Origin of the sequence: Hymenobacter arizonensis, assembly GCF_900115775.1 — a bacterium.
In the GTDB taxonomy this organism is placed as follows: Bacteria; Bacteroidota; Bacteroidia; order Cytophagales; family Hymenobacteraceae; genus Hymenobacter; species Hymenobacter arizonensis.
In genome coordinates, this window is the sequence record NZ_FOXS01000002.1 from 756,559 (window position 1) to 773,473 (window position 16,915).

At 55.2% G+C, this 16,915-nt stretch carries 14 protein-coding genes; 11 read left to right on the top strand and 3 right to left on the bottom strand.

All coding sequences use genetic code 11. The annotated features are described in order from the left end of the window. Positions 1-73: 73 nt before the first annotated feature. Positions 74-1,105 carry a toxin-antitoxin system YwqK family antitoxin gene (locus BMZ66_RS09550; protein WP_143080130.1) on the top strand — a complete coding sequence of 344 codons (1,032 nt, stop codon included), beginning with the start codon at positions 74-76 and terminating at the stop codon, positions 1,103-1,105. A gap of 20 nt (positions 1,106-1,125) precedes the next feature. Here BMZ66_RS09550 and BMZ66_RS09555 read toward each other — a convergent pair whose 3' ends face one another. Next, positions 1,126-1,485: a YraN family protein gene (locus BMZ66_RS09555; protein WP_177204668.1), complete on the bottom strand. Its 360-nt coding sequence runs from the start codon at positions 1,483-1,485 to the stop codon at positions 1,126-1,128. A 270-nt stretch (positions 1,486-1,755) separates the two neighbouring features. Here BMZ66_RS09555 and lipB point away from each other — a divergent pair, with 270 nt between their 5' ends. From lipB to porN, 10 genes are all read left to right on the top strand, one after another. Further along, complete coding sequence (lipB, locus tag BMZ66_RS09560; protein ID WP_092671670.1) at positions 1,756-2,574, top strand: lipoyl(octanoyl) transferase LipB; 819 nt, start codon at positions 1,756-1,758, stop codon at positions 2,572-2,574. Positions 2,575-2,622: 48 nt separating this feature from the next. Next, the gene (locus BMZ66_RS09565; protein WP_092671673.1) at positions 2,623-3,039 is read left to right on the top strand and encodes a hypothetical protein; all 417 of its coding nucleotides are present in this window, start codon (positions 2,623-2,625) and stop codon (positions 3,037-3,039) included. A gap of 73 nt (positions 3,040-3,112) precedes the next feature. Further along, positions 3,113-4,201, top strand: a complete 1,089-nt coding sequence (locus BMZ66_RS09570; protein WP_234795050.1) for an MraY family glycosyltransferase — start codon at positions 3,113-3,115, stop codon at positions 4,199-4,201. 5 nt (positions 4,202-4,206) lie between these two features. Next, complete coding sequence (locus BMZ66_RS09575) at positions 4,207-5,397, top strand: DUF4271 domain-containing protein (RefSeq protein ID WP_092671676.1); 1,191 nt, start codon at positions 4,207-4,209, stop codon at positions 5,395-5,397. Positions 5,398-5,475: 78 nt separating this feature from the next. Then, complete coding sequence (locus tag BMZ66_RS09580; RefSeq protein ID WP_092671679.1) at positions 5,476-6,306, top strand: uroporphyrinogen-III synthase; 831 nt, start codon at positions 5,476-5,478, stop codon at positions 6,304-6,306. Positions 6,307-6,393: 87 nt separating this feature from the next. After that, complete coding sequence (locus tag BMZ66_RS09585; protein ID WP_234795051.1) at positions 6,394-7,467, top strand: PorP/SprF family type IX secretion system membrane protein; 1,074 nt, start codon at positions 6,394-6,396, stop codon at positions 7,465-7,467. A 247-nt stretch (positions 7,468-7,714) separates the two neighbouring features. Further along, on the top strand, positions 7,715-8,734 hold the full coding sequence (porK, locus tag BMZ66_RS09590) for a T9SS ring complex lipoprotein PorK/GldK (RefSeq protein ID WP_092671685.1): 1,020 nt from the start codon (positions 7,715-7,717) through the stop codon (positions 8,732-8,734). A gap of 126 nt (positions 8,735-8,860) precedes the next feature. Then, positions 8,861-9,634, top strand: a complete 774-nt coding sequence (gene porL, locus BMZ66_RS09595; RefSeq protein ID WP_177204669.1) for a type IX secretion system motor protein PorL/GldL — start codon at positions 8,861-8,863, stop codon at positions 9,632-9,634. 49 nt (positions 9,635-9,683) lie between these two features. Then, a complete protein-coding gene (gene porM, locus BMZ66_RS09600) occupies positions 9,684-11,264 on the top strand; it encodes a type IX secretion system motor protein PorM/GldM (RefSeq protein ID WP_092671691.1) in 1,581 nt (526 codons plus the stop codon). A gap of 59 nt (positions 11,265-11,323) precedes the next feature. Continuing rightward, positions 11,324-12,313, top strand: a complete 990-nt coding sequence (gene porN / locus BMZ66_RS26045) for a type IX secretion system ring subunit PorN/GldN (protein ID WP_234795052.1) — start codon at positions 11,324-11,326, stop codon at positions 12,311-12,313. 86 nt (positions 12,314-12,399) lie between these two features. Here the strand turns inward: porN and uvrC are convergent, their stop codons facing one another. Both uvrC and BMZ66_RS09620 read right to left on the bottom strand, forming a co-directional pair. Next, on the bottom strand, positions 12,400-14,235 hold the full coding sequence (gene uvrC / locus BMZ66_RS09615; RefSeq protein ID WP_092671694.1) for an excinuclease ABC subunit UvrC: 1,836 nt from the start codon (positions 14,233-14,235) through the stop codon (positions 12,400-12,402). A gap of 203 nt (positions 14,236-14,438) precedes the next feature. Continuing rightward, the gene (locus BMZ66_RS09620; RefSeq protein WP_234795053.1) at positions 14,439-16,778 is read right to left on the bottom strand and encodes a penicillin-binding protein 1A; all 2,340 of its coding nucleotides are present in this window, start codon (positions 16,776-16,778) and stop codon (positions 14,439-14,441) included. Positions 16,779-16,915: the final 137 nt, after the last annotated feature.

A 16,915-nucleotide genomic window follows, 5' to 3' on the forward strand; every position in this document is an offset into this window, starting at 1 on the left:
TGGCTCCTCATCCCATCGGGCACCAAACCGGTCTACCTTTGCGTTGATGCCGCGAAATCATTCCGTGTTCTTCATGCGTATTTCCCGTTTGTGGCTCAGGCCGCTGCGTTTCCTGGGTCTCGTGTTGGTGCTGGGCACGCTGCTGCCATGGGCGTGCACGCGCAAGGCCATTTCCTTCAATAGCAACCCTGAGCAGCCAGCCGTGGCCGTGCTCGGAGCCGACACGCTCACGCGCACCGCCGATTCGCTCAACGGCAAGCCCCTTAGCACCGCCCGCAAGGTTGTTATCAGTAAGGAGCAGGAGCGCGCTGCCAAAGAGGCTGAAAAGGAGGCTCAGCGCAAGCCCAAGAAGAAAAAGAAGGTTTTCCTAGGGGAGAAAATCAAGCGGGCGTATTCCAAGTCTGGCCCCAAGGGGCGCAACCAAGTGATTGAGGTTTTCTACTTCCTCAAATACCCCATGCCGCTCAACGCCTACGCGCCGGCCCACTATTACTACGACGTTAAAAAACGGAAAATCCTGAAGCTGGCTTCTATTGAGGAAGATATTTCCAACCTCAAAATCCTGCACGGCCCCTACAAGAAGTTGCAAAACAACAAGGTCATCGAAACCGGCTACTACGCCTTGGGCACCCGCCACCTGCGCTGGGAGCGGTTCGATAGAAACGGCGTGCTGTTAACCAAGGTGCACTACGAAATGGGCTTCCCGCGCGACGCCAACGTGAGCTATTACGGCGAAGACCGCAGTCTCATTAATGAAGTGGTGCCCTACGTAAATGGCAAGCTGGAAGGCGACTACGCCAAGTTCCTCATCAACGGCCAGCCCGAATGGCGGGGCCAATTCGAAAATGGCCGTCGCGTAGGCGTCTGGACCAAGTTCTGGGGTTTCCGTGGCCGCCGCCATTACGAGTACCAGTACGGCGAGTCGGGCTACGACCCGGAGGTTACCGAGCCTGAACTCATTCGGGAGTACGACCGCAGGTTTAATCTTGTCTACGACAAGGAAAAGAACATCGACAAGCGCGGCCAGCCCGAAGTGGAGGACCGCCCCGGCCAGCGCAGGCCAGCACCCCGCACCGCCCCCAAAGCAGCCACAAAGCGCAAGTAGGGGAGGGGCATTGCTGCGCCTTAATAGAATGCGTCTTCGAAGTGCTCGATGCGAAAGCCCTGGGCCAGCAGCGTGAGCGCCACAATGTCGAAACGGATATCGCCGCGCCAGTCCAACTCTTCCTGCAGGTGAGTAGCCGCCAGCCGGAACAGCTCTTTCTTCCGCGTCGATACAAACGTCTCGGGCGGTCCGTACTGCGTCGAAGAGCGAGTCTTGACTTCCACAAACACCAGCAGCTCGCTGCCGCGCCGCAGCACCAGGTCTATTTCGGCCCGGCCGTAGCGGTAGCCGCGGGCCATCACCTCGTAGCCCAAGGCCAGGAAGTGTTCGGCAGTTGCGGCTTCGCCAGCCCGGCCCAATTCGTGCGGTGCGTGTGCCATGAGAGAGGTATCCGGACAAGGAGAAACAAGGCGCCGAATCAGACGAGAGGAGCGCGCCTGCAAGCTACTGCGCAGCCAACGCATCCTCCCGAGTCATGCACCGCACCAGCCCGAACGCAAACGCGGCCCGCCAGCAAGACTACAAAGAAGGTCTTTCAAGCGGCCATCCAAAGCGCATCTGCCGACTTTCCCTGCTCCCTCCACCAACAAGCATCGGCTAAAGCTTACGGCGCTTAGTACCTTTGCGTCCCGTTTCATTAATCCACGCTTATGGCCTCTACCGTAGAACAGTTCGCCCCCCAGCTGCTCGACGCCATCCTCCCCGACGCCGCCGGCTCTGTGCTCAACCGCACCTTGCACGTGCAGCGGTTGGGGTTAGTGGATTATGTGCCCACCTGGCAGTTGCAGGAAGCCCTGATGGAGGCCACCCTCGCTATCAAATCCCAAAACCGCCAAGCCGAAACCAGTGGAGCAGCACTGGCCTCCACGCCCAACCACCTGCTGCTCTGTGAGCACCCGCATACTTATACGCTAGGTAAAAGCGGCAAGCCCGAACACCTACTCCTCGATGATGCTGCCTTGGCCACCCACCACGCCAGCTTTCACCGCATCAATCGCGGCGGCGACATCACTTACCACGGCCCCGGCCAGCTGGTAGGCTACCCCATCCTCGACCTCGACAACTTCCGGCCCGATATCCATTGGTACCTGCGCGTGCTCGAGGAAGCCGTTATCCGCACGCTGGCTGAATACGGCCTCCGTGCTGGCCGCATTGCCGGCCTCACCGGCGTGTGGCTCGATTGGGAAGCCGGCGCGCCTAACCCCCGCAAGATTTGCGCTCTCGGCGTGAAGTGCAGCCGCTGGGTTACGCTCCACGGCTTTGCCCTGAACGTTAATCCTGACCTCAGCTATTTCGGCCACATCGTGCCCTGCGGCATCACCGACAAGGCCGTTACCTCCTTGGCACAAGAGTTGGGGCAAGCCGTGTCGGTGCCCGAAGTTCAGGAGCGCCTGCTGCCTCACCTCTTCGAGTTATTGGGTGCCAATAACCCGACCATCTCACTGGATGCACCCAGCCCAGTAGCCTAGCTGCTACTAAAACTGCGCACTCAATTATCCGACTAAATCCGTGCTTTTGTGAAACAAGACATTGTTTTTGACCCCGTAGAAGGCGTTTCCGTAGCCGTAATCCCCAACGACGAGGCTCGCACGCCCGATGGCCAGTCCATCTGGCAGGTGTACCTGCTCAACCACAACGCTTTCCCGTTGCAGAACGTCATCATCAACGCCAATGGCTACGGCCAGCGCGAGGACGGCGAAAAAGTGCGCACCTCTACCCTGCGCTACTTATTCGAGGAGGTTCCGGCCCACACCGCCGTGCCCGTCGAGCCCATCGATTCGTCCTTGTTTCACCTCAACAACCAGTACTGGGTGAGCTACTACAAAGGGCCCCAGATTTTTGATAAAAGATTCATTTTCGTGCCCGATTCCATCGTGGCCGACAACCTCACGCACATCGCCCTTCTTGATAAAGTTGGGGTACTGCACAGCTAAGTAGCGGCCGTTGCCGCGGGGCGTGCTGCGTCTCCATCCGCGTTTTTCACGCCCTCTGCTCCAACTATTATCTATGAATAATTACGATATCCCCCTAAGCTTGTCCTGGATGTGGGCCTTTTTGGTATCGCTGTTCGCGGTTCCGTCCATTATCTACATCGCGCACCTCAAGAACATGCTCGATACCCCAAACGGGCGAACCGTGCACCAGTCGCTCACGCCCCGCCTGGGTGGCGTGGCGGTGTTCGCGGGCTTCATGTCGGCGCTAACCATCTTCGCACCCCTCGACAATGGGGCCAAGGAGCTGCTGGCTGGCTGCATCATCCTGTTCTTCGTCGGGCTCAAGGACGACCTGGTGGGCATGTCGGTGTCTAAAAAGTTCGTGGGCCAGCTGCTGGCCACTGGCATCGTCATGATAATGGCCGATGTTCGCATCACTAGCTTCCAGGGCATCTTGGGCATCCATACCTTGCCCGTTGGCATCAGCTACGCCTTTACCCTGGGTGTTATCGTGGGCATCACCAACGCCATCAACCTCATTGATGGCCTCGACGGCCTAGCAGGCACCATAGTGCTGATTGTAAGTGGCACATTTGGGTATTACTTCTACGCTTACGGGGGCTCGGCCTATGGCAACTATTCCTTCGTAGCGGTCTGCCTCATTGGGGGGCTGCTCGGTTTTCTGCGCTACAACTTCCACCGGGCACCCATCTTCATGGGCGACACAGGCTCGCTGGTGTGCGGGTTCATCGTGTCGGTTTTAGCCATTCAATTCATTGAAATGGGCCTCCGGGTAGGCGCGCCTTTCGGTTCGTCGGCACCATCGGTGGCGGTAGGCATTTTGTTTGTACCGCTGTTCGACACGCTGCGGGTGTTCTCCCTGCGCATGCTGGCCGGCCGCTCGCCTTTTGCCCCCGACAAAAACCACATCCACCACCGCATTCTGGCAATGGGCTTCCAGCAAATCAGCACGGTGCTGCTGCTGGGTCTGCTCAATATTATCGTCATTCTCTTCGTTATTCGATTCGCCGACCTTGGCAACACGGTGCTCATCGCGGGGCTGGCCGTCTTCTCGGCGTTGTTGAGCATTTTCTTTGGCGTGTACCAAAGCCGTATTACCCGCCGTCAGCTTCTGACGGTCGAAAAAGCAAACTTGTCGTAGCTGTCATGGCACTTCGAGGCTCTTTGCGCACTTCGTGGCTACTCACCTGTGCCTTAGTGCTGGCAATGGTGGTCATGGGGCACCGCGCCTGGAGCAGCGAGTACCGGCAGCTGCCACCCGCCTCGCCCACGGCGCTCTCCGAAGATTGGCTCATCCACGACGCTGCTCGCAACCGCCTCATCTTTTACCTGCCCGGCTACCACCAGCCCGCCCACGTTTACTACCAATGGGTGCAGGTAGAGCGCAACCAGCCGTTTCCGTTGTCCTTTGCGGCCCAGCCCGGCCTGAGCTTGTTTCTGGATAATCAGCTCATCTTCACGGCCCGAACCGCCACCACCTATTCGCTCGACATCGCGGAGCTCCTGCCTGCCCAGCTAGCGCCCGGCCGCCACCTGCTGGCCGTGTGGCAGCCCGATGGCTCGCCGGCTCTGGCTTCTTTCTCAGGGGTTGCCGCCCTCGGCACTGTTGCCGGCCAGCCGGAGGCCCGCGTTGGGCGCGCCCAGCCCCGCCTGCCAGGCCCGCAAGGCCAAAACGTTTACCTGAGCTTTTTGCTCGTGCTCGGTCTCTCCTACGGAGCTGTGCGCTCGACGTACCAGCCCGGCCTGGCCCGCATCTTTCAAATCGAGGAGCTGTTTGGCAATGGTGGCGACCAGCAAGCCTTCTTGGCCAAGCCAGCTTTTTCGTTGCTGAACCTGCTGTTAGTAATACTTTTTGCCTTGTCGTTTGGCTTGCTCCTCACTGCCATCCACACCGACCTGCAAAACTTACCGTTGCTGCGCCGCTTCTTCAATGTGCCCGAAACGGCTATCGTCGCCCGCGTCCTGCTCTACACGGCCATCATCACCACGTTCGTCTTTGGTAAGTTTCTGTACGTCGGCATCATGGCTTACATATTTGGCCTGCAGGGCCTTGTCAACGTGCAGTACCGCGAGTTCTTGCGAACCACTCTGCTGGCCGGCTTATTTCTTCCGCTGGTGCTGCTGCTCTACCTTAGCCTCAACAGTAGCTACCCCAACACGGTGGCTTGGGCAGCCAGTGGCGCTATTGGTATTGTGTTAATTGGTACTGTTCTGCGAGTTGCCCGTACACTGCACCGGCATGCCTCCCTGCTGAATCTACATTTGTTTGCCTACCTTTGTGCTACCGAAGTTCTGCCCTTGTTGGTATTGCTTAAGCTCATCGTCTTCACTTACTGATTGGCGCTCGCCATCCTGTTCGGATTAGCACATTTCTCCTTTCCTTATTGTCCTAGCATTACCCTTCCTTACTCCTGTATGGCCGAAAGTGCAGATAAGCCGGGCACAGGCCGGCACGCCAAGCGCATCACTAGTATCCTGGTTACCCAGCCCAAGCCCACCAACGACGTATCCCCCTACTTCGCCATAGCCGAGAAATACGGCATTCAGGTCGATTTCCGGGAGTTCATTGAGGTACAGCCCGTTTCCTACAAAGATTTTAGGCGCGACAAAATCAACATTCTGGAATTTACGGCTGTGATTTTCACCAGCCGTAATGCCGTCGACCACTTCTTCCGCATTTGCCAGGAAGCCAAGCTGGAGATGCCCGCAGAAATGAAGTACTTCTGCATCTCCGAGCAGACCGCAAATTACCTCCAGAAATACATTGTGCTGCGCAAGCGCAAGCTTTTTGTTGGCGAACGCACCGCGGCTGACTTGTTTGATGTCATCAAGAAGCACAAAGGTGAGAAGTTCTTGTACCCCTGCTCCGACATCCGCAAGGATGACCTCCCGGTGTTCATGCGGGCCAACAACCTGAAGTTCTCAGAGGCCGTAATCTACCGCACTGTAGCCAGCGACTTGTCCGACCTGTCGGACGTGAAGTACGACTGCATTGCGTTTTTTAGCCCTTCCGGCATCAGCTCACTGTTTATCAACTTTCCCGACTTCATACAGGACGGTACCCGCATTGCGGCCTTTGGCCCCACCACTGCCAAAGCAGTAGTCGATGCAGGACTAATCCTTGACATTGAGGCTCCTCACCCCAATGCGCCGTCTATGACGGGTGCTATCGAGGCTTACATTCGGCGTCATTCGCTCACCGAAGTAGGTAAAACGAGTTCGAAGAACGCCAACCCCAACGTCTAGACAGTATCTTAGACCAAGAACCGGCGCAACCTTCCCGTGCGCCGGTTTTTTTGTTGAAATTTTTTAGAGACTGTTTTTGACTTACATTTGAAAGGTAATAATCCCTGGCATCCACCCATCCTACGCCAGGCGTTTTTCCTTCTTCCACTTCTGCCACCCCGTCTCATGAGAGTAACGATTCTTGCGACTTTGCTTCTTGCTATTGCGGCGGGCTCTGCGGCGGCTCAACAGCAGCCTCAGTTCACCCACTACGGGCTGAACGGCATGCACCTGAACCCGGCGTATGCAGGCATCAAAGGCCAAGGGGAAGCGTTGTTGATTGGGCGTTATCAATATTATAACTACGGTACCTACGGCGACGCCAACGGCTCGCCCCGCACAGGCTTAATGACCCTTTCCCTGCCCATCCTTGCTGTTAGCGGTGGGGTTGGCCTCTCGGTCTACTACGACCAGGCAGGCATGGCGAAAATGACCAATGCAGCGCTTTCTTACTCGCAGCACATCAAGCTAGGGGCCGGCAAACTTGGCATCGGCGTTCAGGGCCTTTACACCTACCTCGGCAAGGGCACCTACATTGCCATCGACCCCGAAGACGTCAATGTACCCAAAGATGCGTCCGACAACAAGTTCGATGTCGGTGCGGGGTTATGGTACGAAGCTCCGAAATTCTATGCAGGCCTCAGCCTGAATAACCTGCTACGCTCGGAATATTCATTTAAAAGCGGCGGCACCGAGGGTACGCCCAGCCGCTACCTAGCAGAAAACCACGCCTATTTTACGGCCGGCTATAATATAGACGCCACTTCTTCCGTTGTTGTGACGCCAATGGTCTTGGTAAAGGCCGTGCTGCCAGGAAAGTATTCCAGCAGCACCAAATTTGTTAATCCAAAGAACTACTCTTTCGAGGGCGGCGTTCGTGCTACTATCGACGACAAATATTGGGCGGGGGTCAACTACCGCCACGAAGAATCTATTTCAGGCCTGCTTGGCCTGAGCTTTGCAAAAGACAATGCAATGCGTTTGGGCTATGCGTTCGACTTCATTGCATTCAATCAGGAAGCCCGAGCCTTCAGCTCGCACGAAATTATGCTCTCTTACCGCCTGCCCAAACCAGGCCTCGTTACCCGTCCGGCAATTCGCACGCCCCGCTATAGCTTCTAATTTTCCTATTTTCTAATCTTGCCGTTTAGGCAGTATATTTATTTAAAGTTAGGATAAATTTTAGGCGGCCTCATGGCCGATAAACGGGTTAATCGAGCTATTTGGGCCATTCGGCGTGTTTACCCCCGATTTGGCCGGGCGGAAACAAAATCAAGTATTGCACAGCATCCTAAAAAAGTGTAGATTTGCCAGCCCATCTAAATGTACTTTAACGGTATTGGCAATTAAAACAGAATTTTAAACTCTCATGAACAAGCTTCTAGCAGTATCCCTTTTCGCTATCTCCGGAGCATTATTGGGTGGGTGTGGATTCGGTAAAGGTCCTCAGGGTGAACTGGTTGGTTCCGATGACCGTCCTATCTTCAACCCCCAGGAGGTTCCTTTCGGTATGGTACCCTGCCCCGGTGGTACTTTTCATATGGGCCAGACCGACCAGGATATTTCCGCATCCATGGTAAATATGAATAAGCAGGTGACTATCGCCGGCTTCTACATGGATGAGACGGAAATCACCAACAATGAATACCGCCAGTTTATGGACGCCATCAAGCAGGATTCGCTTGATGTATTGGGTGAGGAGTATGTGATGACTGAGCTCTATCCCGACACTACGGTTTGGGTGCGGGATTTCACTTACCACATGGGTGACCCGCTGTTAGAATATTACTATACCCATCCTGCTTTCGATGATTATCCGGTTGTAGGTGTCGACTGGTTTGCTGCTAAATATTTCTGCAACTGGCGTACCAAGTTCCGGAACGCAGCACGCGAAGAGAGTGGTTATGCCAACGACCCCAACTTCCGTCTTCCTTCCGAAGCCGAGTGGGAGTACGCCGCTCGCGGTGGCCGCGACTTAGCTACTTATCCTTGGGGTGGTCCTTACCTGCGCAACAGCAAGGGTTGCATGCTGGCCAACTTTAAGCCCGGCCGCGGCGACTATGCTTCTGATGGATTTGCTTACACGGCGGAAGTAGGTTCTTTCTTCCCCAATGATTTCGGCCTTTATGATATGGCCGGCAACGTGTCCGAGTGGTGTGATGATGCTTATATGGAGGCTTCGGTACCAGTAGTATGGGACCTGAACCCAACCAACCCAGACGATAACGAGCCCCGCAAAGTGGTTCGTGGCGGTTCCTGGAAGGACATCGCGTATTTCCTCGAAACCGGAACGCGCAACTTTGAATACCAAGACTCTGCTCGCTCTTACATCGGCTTCCGTTGCTCGATGATTCAGATTGGCATGGGTTCCAATAATTCCCTCAACTAGGTTATAATCAATCCAACCGGCCAAGGCCACTATTTATTACCATACTCCCTTCATCACCTTCTTCAACCCCCTTTCAAAAGTTAAATTCTCATGGCAGCTAAAGGAAGTTTTCTCTATGACACGCTGATGCCCAAAATTTATGGTATCGGTGCAGCCGTTGTTATTATCGGTGCTCTATTCAAAATTCAACACTGGGAAGGTGCTGACATCATGCTTATCGTGGGTCTGGGTACCGAAGCCGTTATCTTTTTCCTAAGCGCTTTCCAGCCCCAGTCCAAGGAACACGACTGGTCACTCGTTTACCCTGAACTGGGCGAAGGATATGACCCTTCCACGGGCAACTCCAGCTTCTCGACCGATAGCTCTGCTAAAGGCTTGACGATGAAACTGGACGACATGCTCAAAAATGCTAACGTAACTCCCGAAGCCCTCACTAACCTGGGTCAGGGCCTGAACCGTCTCAGCACCACCACGTCGCAGTTGTCGCAGCTGGGCGAGGCTACCAATGTGACCGACGAGTACACCAAAAAGGTGCGTACGGCTGCCGATTCACTCGACAAAATCAACGTTGCTTACGGCAATACGGTTGAAGCCATCTCGGCCATGTCGAACGCTACTTCCGATGCTAAAGAGTACCACTTGCAGGTTCAGAATGTAACCAAGAACTTAGGCGCGCTGAATGCAGTGTACGAAATGGAACTGCAGGATGCCAACACGCACCTCAAGTCCATGAACCAGTTCTACGGTACGCTCAGCAAGGCCATGGACAACATGACCCAAGCTGGCAAAGACACCGAGCAGTTTCAGAAGCAAGTGTCTGACCTGACGGGCAACCTGACTTCGCTCAACCGTGTGTACGGCAATATGCTGAACGCCATGCGGGCACCAGCCCAAGCCTAATTATTAGGCAGCAATTCAGTTCTTCATCCAATTTTAGAGGAAACAGATAATGGCAGGCGGAAAAGAAACCCCGCGGCAGAAGATGATTGGCATGATGTACCTCGTGCTAACCGCTCTTCTGGCGCTCCAAGTGAACTCAGCGATTCTGCTAAAGTTCAAGTTCATCGACGACAGCTTGCTGAGCGTCAATGACAAGACATCGGTAGCTGCCGAAGGTACCGTAAAGGGCATACAGGCTGCTGTAACCAAAAACCAGAATACGGCCCGCGACAAAGCTGTGTTGGCCCAAAGCGAGGAAATTCGCCAGAAGACCAAAGAAATGATTGCCTATCTACGTGGCATTCGTGAGCAGCTGTATAAGGCTACGAATAATACCCCCACCGAGTTCAAGAACATGAGCGGTGAAGACAAGGTGGCTATCACCATGCTCGGCGGTAAAAAGAATGGTATTGCTTACACTTCGCTGCAGCCGAAATTGAATGAGTACGCTCAGTACATGAAGCAGTTTGTTCCTGATGCTTCTCCTTTGGCACTTGATGCTAAAGAAGACCCTCGCGTAACAGACAAGTCCCAGCGCACTAAAAACTTCGCCGAGCTTAATTTCGAAAACACGCCGGTAGTAGCTGCTTTGGCTACCATCTCGCAGAAAGAAACCGAAATTCTGGAGTTGGAGGCTGAAGCTTTGCAGAAGCAGGCTGAGAAAGTAGGTGCCAAGACAATCGTATTCGACAAAATTGGTGCTTTTGCTAGCGCTGAGTCTAACACTGTAGCTGCTGGTACCAAATACAAGGCTGAGTTGTTCTTGACGGCCTCGGCTTCGAGCATCAGCCCGAAGATGACTTTGAACGGTAGCCCGCTGAGCGTAAGCCCCGATGGCAAAGGCAAGGTAGAGTTTACTGCTCGCCCTGGTGCTTTCGATGCTTCTGGCAATGCCAAGGCCTCGTGGACCGGTACCATCCGCTTCAACCAGAACGGCCGCGACACGACTTTCACGGTGAAGGTGCCTTACACCATCACCAAGCCCGTGATGCAGATTCAGTCGGCTTCGGTGCAGGCTCTGTACTTCAAGTGCGGCAACAAGCTGAGCGTTTCGGTGCCCGCACTGGGTGCTCAGTACAAGCCAAGCTTCTCGGCTTCGGGTGCTTCGGTTCTGCCCGGCAGCAAAGTAGGCGACGTAACGCTCGTACCTAACTCTAAAGAAGTGACCTTGAACGTGAGCAGCGATGGCAATGCCATTGGCTCGCAAACCTTCCAGGTGCGTCCTATCCCCAAGCCCACTATTGAGTGCTTCGTAGGTGGCCGTCCGGTAAATGAGAAGCAGGGTACTCCTGGTACTGCTGTGCGCTCGATGACCCTGCGTGCTATCCCGGATGCTGGCTTCGCCACCTTCCTGCCTGATGACGCCAAGTACCGGGTGTCGAGCTACGAGGTTACGCTGGTGCGTGGCCGTCGTCCTGCCATACAGCCCCGTACGGTAAGCGGCCCTACGGCTGACCTCAGCGATGTGGTGAATGCCTATCGCGAAGGCGACCGTATCTACATCGAGGTGAAAGGTGTACAGCGCCTTAACTTCCAGGGCAACGTTGAGGAAGTGAATATTTCCAAGCAATTCAACGTTCCGCTGTTGTAATATTTTTGGCCTCGGCCGCGTTAGCGAACTATCTTAAAGTAAATCTGCTTTTGCCTGTTATGAAATCCATCCACACCTTGGCTGCTATTGCGGCGGGCTTGTCGCTCTCGCTGACGGCTTCTGCTCAGGAGCAAGCCACTACGGCGAGCAGCACGGGCTCGCACCGGCCAATTCCACCCTCCGACCAGATGTTCCGCAAGAGCATTTGGCGCCAAGTGGACTTGCGCGAAAAGCAGAACAAACCTATGTTCTCCGAAGGCAAGGAAATCAGCCGCATCATTCTTGAGGCGGTGAAGCGCGGCGAGTTGCAAGCTTACAAGAACGATTCGCTGACTTCTACCTTCACTGGGCAAGAGGTAACTGGTAATGCATCGTATGCTGACGAGGGATTCAAGCTGAGCGACGAGGAAAAAGCCGCCGGCTTTAGCGAGAAGGACTTGAACGGTGGCGGTGACGATGGTTGGGGTACTGCTCCCGCCAAAGGTGCAGCCAAAGGCAGCACTGCCGCTAAAACGGTTCGTCAGCCCAAACTGGGTGCTAACGGCAAGCCTTTGAAAGACAAAAAAGGCAAGGTGATTATGGAGACCGTGGCCGTTGCGCCTCCGCCTCCACCGCCGCCCGCTGCAAACCTCTACCGTTACAAAGACTTGTATGAAATGGAGGTAAAAGAGGATATGATTTTCGACAAGAAACGGTCGAGAATGTATCACGACATTAAATCCATTACCCTGCTCGTGCCTTCGACGCTGCCCTCCAATACCTCAGGTATTGAGAAGCCGATTGGAACGTTTAAGTACAGTGACTTGGTGAAGGTGTTCCGTGCCAATCCCGAGAATGCCATCTGGTTCAACCCCGAGAACGATGCCCAGCACAAAAACTTGGCTGATGCATTTGAACTATGGTTGTTCAACTCCTACATCACGAAGGTGTCAAACGCCGGCGACAGCCGTCTGGACGACATCTACGGCGGTGCTCAGCAGGGCATTCTTGCTGCTCAGCAAACCTCCGCTGACCTGATTGAATACGAGTATAACCTGTGGAGCTTCTAGCATCACGGAATCAGTCGGATACATTAGGTTGATATGTTATAAGAAAGGCCCCTGCAGCTATGCAGGGGCCTTTCTTGTTGTATGGGCTAACTGGGCAGTTGACGGGCGGGCATGGGGTGAGCGGGTGCGTCGTTTTCGGCGAAATAATTTTGGAGCACCTTGGCTTTGGCCTTACCCACTTCAGCAATTAGCTCGGCTTCGGTTAGCTCGCGGATTTTTTTGACTGACTTAAACTTGTTGAGGAGCTTGTCGGCAGTCACGGGGCCTAGTCCTTTAACATCGGTAAGCTCCGTTTTGAGGGTGGCGGCGTCGCGGCGGGAGCGGTGGAAGGTGATGCCGAAACGGTGAACTTCATCGCGCATCCGTTGGAACAGACGCAATGATTCGCTCTTTTTATCGATGTAAAGAGGGAGCGGGTCGTTTGGAACGTAGATTTCCTCAAGGCGTTTGGCGATGCCAATGACGGCCATCTGGCCCCAAAGGTTGAGGTCTTTTAAGGCCTTGACAGCCATGCTGAGCTGACCTTTGCCACCATCGACAATAATGAGTTGGGGCAAGCTGGCTCCTTCATCAACGAGACGCCGGTAACGACGGCTGACCACTTCATACATCGAGTCGAAGTCGTTGGGGCCGATAACAGTTTTGATGTGGTAGTGGCGGTAGTCTTTCTTGCTCGGTTTGGCATTGCGAAAGCACACCATAGCAGCCACCGGATTATCGCCTTGGAAGTTGGAGTTGTCGAAGCATTCTATATGCTTGGGAAGCTCAGTCAGGCGCAGGTCTTTCCTGATGGTTTCCATGATGCGAACCTCATTCAAGTCCTTGCTGCGGTCGTTCATGCTCTCCTTTTCCTTGCGGGCGTAGAGCACGTTTTTGAGGGCTAGCTCCAGCAGCTTGCGCTTGTCGCCGATTTGGGGAACGGACACGGCAATGCCCGGCAAGGGTAGCTGCACGGCTACGTTGGTGAGGATTTCGCGCGACTCGCTTTCAAACTCCTGCCGCATTTGCATGACGAGGGGAGCCAGAATTTCGGCATCTTCTTCGTCCAGCTTCTTCTGCACCTCCAGCGACTGCGTGAGAATGATGGAGCCGTTCATAACCTTGAGGTAGGTTATGAAGGCCGATTTCTCATTGCTGGCAATGGCGAACACATCGATGTTGGTGAGTGTGGCCGAGACGATGGTGCTCTTTAGCTGGAAGGCCTCAATCTTGTCGAGCTTGACCTTGAACTGGTGGGCTAGCTCGTACTGCATGTTATGCGCGGCGGCCGTCATTTGGTCGCGGAAGTACTGCTTGGGCACACGCAGGTCGCCGTTGAGGATGTTGCGAATCTGCTGAATGTAGCCGTTGTACTGGGCTTCATCTTCTTTGTCTTCGCAGGGCCCTTTGCAGTTGCCAAGGTGGTACTCCAAGCACACCTTAAACTTGCCGGCTTCTACATTTTGCGGGCTTAGGTTGAAGTTGCAGGTGCGCAGCGGATAGAGCGCCCGGATGAGCTCCAGGAGCACGTTGAGGGCGGTGCCATTGGCGTAGGGACCGTAGTAGCGCGAGCCGTCGTTAATCTTGTTGCGGGTAGGAATGAGGCGCGGGAAACGCTCGTTGGTGAGGCAGAGGTAGGGGTAGGTCTTGCCGTCCTTTAGCAGGATGTTGTACTTGGGCTGGTGCTGCTTGATGAGGTTGTTCTCAAGCAAAAAGGCATCGGATTCTGAGTCTACGATGGTGAACTCGATGCGCTTGATGTTTTTGACCAGCTGCTGGGTTTTTTTGTTGTGGTCCTGCTTGGTGAAGTAGCTGCTGACTCGCTTGCGTAAGTCGATGGCTTTACCCACGTAGATGATACCCTCGTCGTCGAAATACTTGTAGACGCCCGGCTTGTGAGGCAGGGCACTTATTTGGGCTTGCAGGTGCTCTTTGGCTGCCATAAATCGCAGATTTACGCTGATGTACTGTAATTACGCTGATTCAAACCGCATGTTTGAATCCGAGAGCGCAGAAGAGGGTAACGCGGCGCTGAGATGTCAGTGCCAAGTGGGTTTTAACAAAAAATGACCAGCAAAAGTCGCTGGTCATTTTCGATAATTGCTAAACAAGCGGTGGTTTGTCTCAACCAGCCGAGGCGCCTCGGCTAAATGTCTTCGCGGCTAAGGTCAACCGGGTCGCGGCGTTCCATTTTCTGTGCGTCGGGAATGGTGTCGCGTTGGCCGCCGTAGTAGCGCGAGCAGTCGATTTCGATGCTGAGCGGCGCGGTAGGCTTGGGGAAAGGGCCGGTGTTAATGCCGATGCTTTTGTCTTTGTACACCTTCTGCATAAAGAGACCGTAGAGCGGCAGGGCCAAGCGAGCGCCCTGCCCATAGGTGCCGCTACGGAAGTGAATGCTGCGGTCTTCGCCGCCCACCCACATGCCGCACACGAGGTCGGGGGTAATGCCCATAAACCAAGCGTCGGAGTAGTTGGAGGTGGTGCCGGTTTTGGCTCCAATCTCATACGGAAATTTAAAGCCAGTATGCAAGATGGTGCTGGTGCCGCCAGGCTCAGTGGTGCTGGCTTGCAGCATGTTGGTCATGATGTAAGCCGTTTCTTCGCTTAAGACTTCTTTGGCTCGGGGCACAAACTCCCGCAGCACGTTGCCGTTCTTGTCTTCGATGCGAGTCACCATCATCGGTTCGGTCCAGTAGCCCTTGTTGACGAAGGTGGCGTAAGCGCCGCACAGCTCGTAAATGTTGCAGTCGGAAGAGCCAAAACCAACCGCTGGAACGGCTTCAATGGGCGAATTGATGCCGATCCGTTTGGCGTAGGTCACAATGGTTTCGGGCGTGAGCTTCATCACCAGCCACGCCGTGATGGAGTTCATGGAGCGGGCCAGGGCCTGCCGCAAGGTGAACACCCGGCCCGAGAAGTTGCCGTCGAAGTTGCGGGGGGTGTAGGGCGCGCGGCCGGCCACGGCCGGGAAGGTAGTGGCCACATCGGGCCGCGGGTAGCACGGAGAGTAGCCCTGGTCAATAGCGGCTGCGTACACAATGGGCTTGAACGTGGAGCCTGGCTGGCGCTTGCCCTGGCGCACGTGGTCAAACTTGAAAAACTTGTAGTTGGAGCCGCCCACCCAGGCTTTAATCTGGCCGTTGAGGGGGTTCATGGCCATGAAGCCGGCCCGTAGGAAACGCTTGTAGTAAGCCAGCGAATCGAGCGGCGACATCAGCATCTCTTTCTCGCCCTCCCACGTGAACACGGGCATTTTGTACTTCTTGTTCAGGTAGTAGTTCACCGAGTCGCGGTTGCCCTCGTGAAGGTTCATGAGCGACTTGTAGCGCTGGGTGCGCCGCATGGAGATGTTGAGGAAATTGGGAATGACCTTGCCGTTTTCGTCGCGCCAGGGGAGTTGGCCTTTCCAATGCTGGGTGAACCACTTCTGCTGCAACGTTAGGTGCTCGGCCACCGACTTCTCGGCATACTCTTGCATCCGCGAGTCGATGGTGGTGTAGATTTTTAGGCCGTCGGAATACAGGTCATGGTCGGTTTCGCGGGCCCAGGCTAGGAGGGATTTGGCTACTTCGGCCCGGAAATACGGCGCCAGTCCTTTGCTGGGATTCTCTACGGAATACTTCAGGACAATGGGCTTGGCGGTATCGGCCACCATTTGGGCCGTGGTGATGTAGTTGGACTTGGCCATCTGGCGCAACACCCAGTTGCGCCGCTTCTTCGAGCGGTTGGGGTGCGTGACCGGGCTGAAGCGGCCCGGCGCGTTCACGATGCCCACCAGCGTGGCGGCCTCGGCATTGGTCAGGTCCTTGGGCTTTTTGTTGAAGAAAGTTTTGGCTGCTGTGTTGATGCCAAACGAGTTGGAGCCGTATTCTACGGTGTTGAGGTACATGCGCAGAATCTCGCGCTTGGTGTAGTTGCGCTCCAAGCGGATGGCCAGAATCCACTCCTTGGTTTTGGTAATGAGCAAGCCCATCTTGCCGTTGCCGTTCAGGGCGCCGTCGTTGAGGTCGGCCCGGGTGCGGAACAGCACCTTGGCTACCTGCTGCGTGAGCGTAGAGCCGCCGCCGTTGCGGTTGAAGGTGGCCACGCCTGCCACGGCCCGGAACACGCTTTTCATATCAATGCCGGAGTGCTGCTCAAAGCGCACGTCTTCGGTGGCAATCAGGGCATCAATCAGGTTTTGGGGCAAGTCTTTAAACTCGACCGGCGTGCGGTTTTCGCGGAAATACTTGCCAAGCAGTACCCCATCGGCGGAGTAGATTTCGGAAGCCAGCTCGGAGCGCGGGTTTTCCAGGGTTTTTAGGTTGGGCATGCGGCCAAACAGCTCCAGGAAGTTGCCGCTCACCGCGAGCACGAACAGCACCAGGCCGAGCACGCCTGTGCCGAACAGCAGCCACATGGTGCGCGCAAAGGCCGTGAATCGCCCTTTACGCGCTGGTTTCAAGGGCGTCGGCTTGGGGCGTCGGGCAGGGGTGGGGGTAGGCATAGGTGACTAAAACAGAATTATTCTGTAAAAATAAAGCCTCCGGCGCGGGACGGAGGCTTAGGGTACTATTTTTTCGGACATTGGCTGCTGGCTCTCGCCGCTGGGCGAGCCAGTAGCTGCCACTATCCGACAGGTAG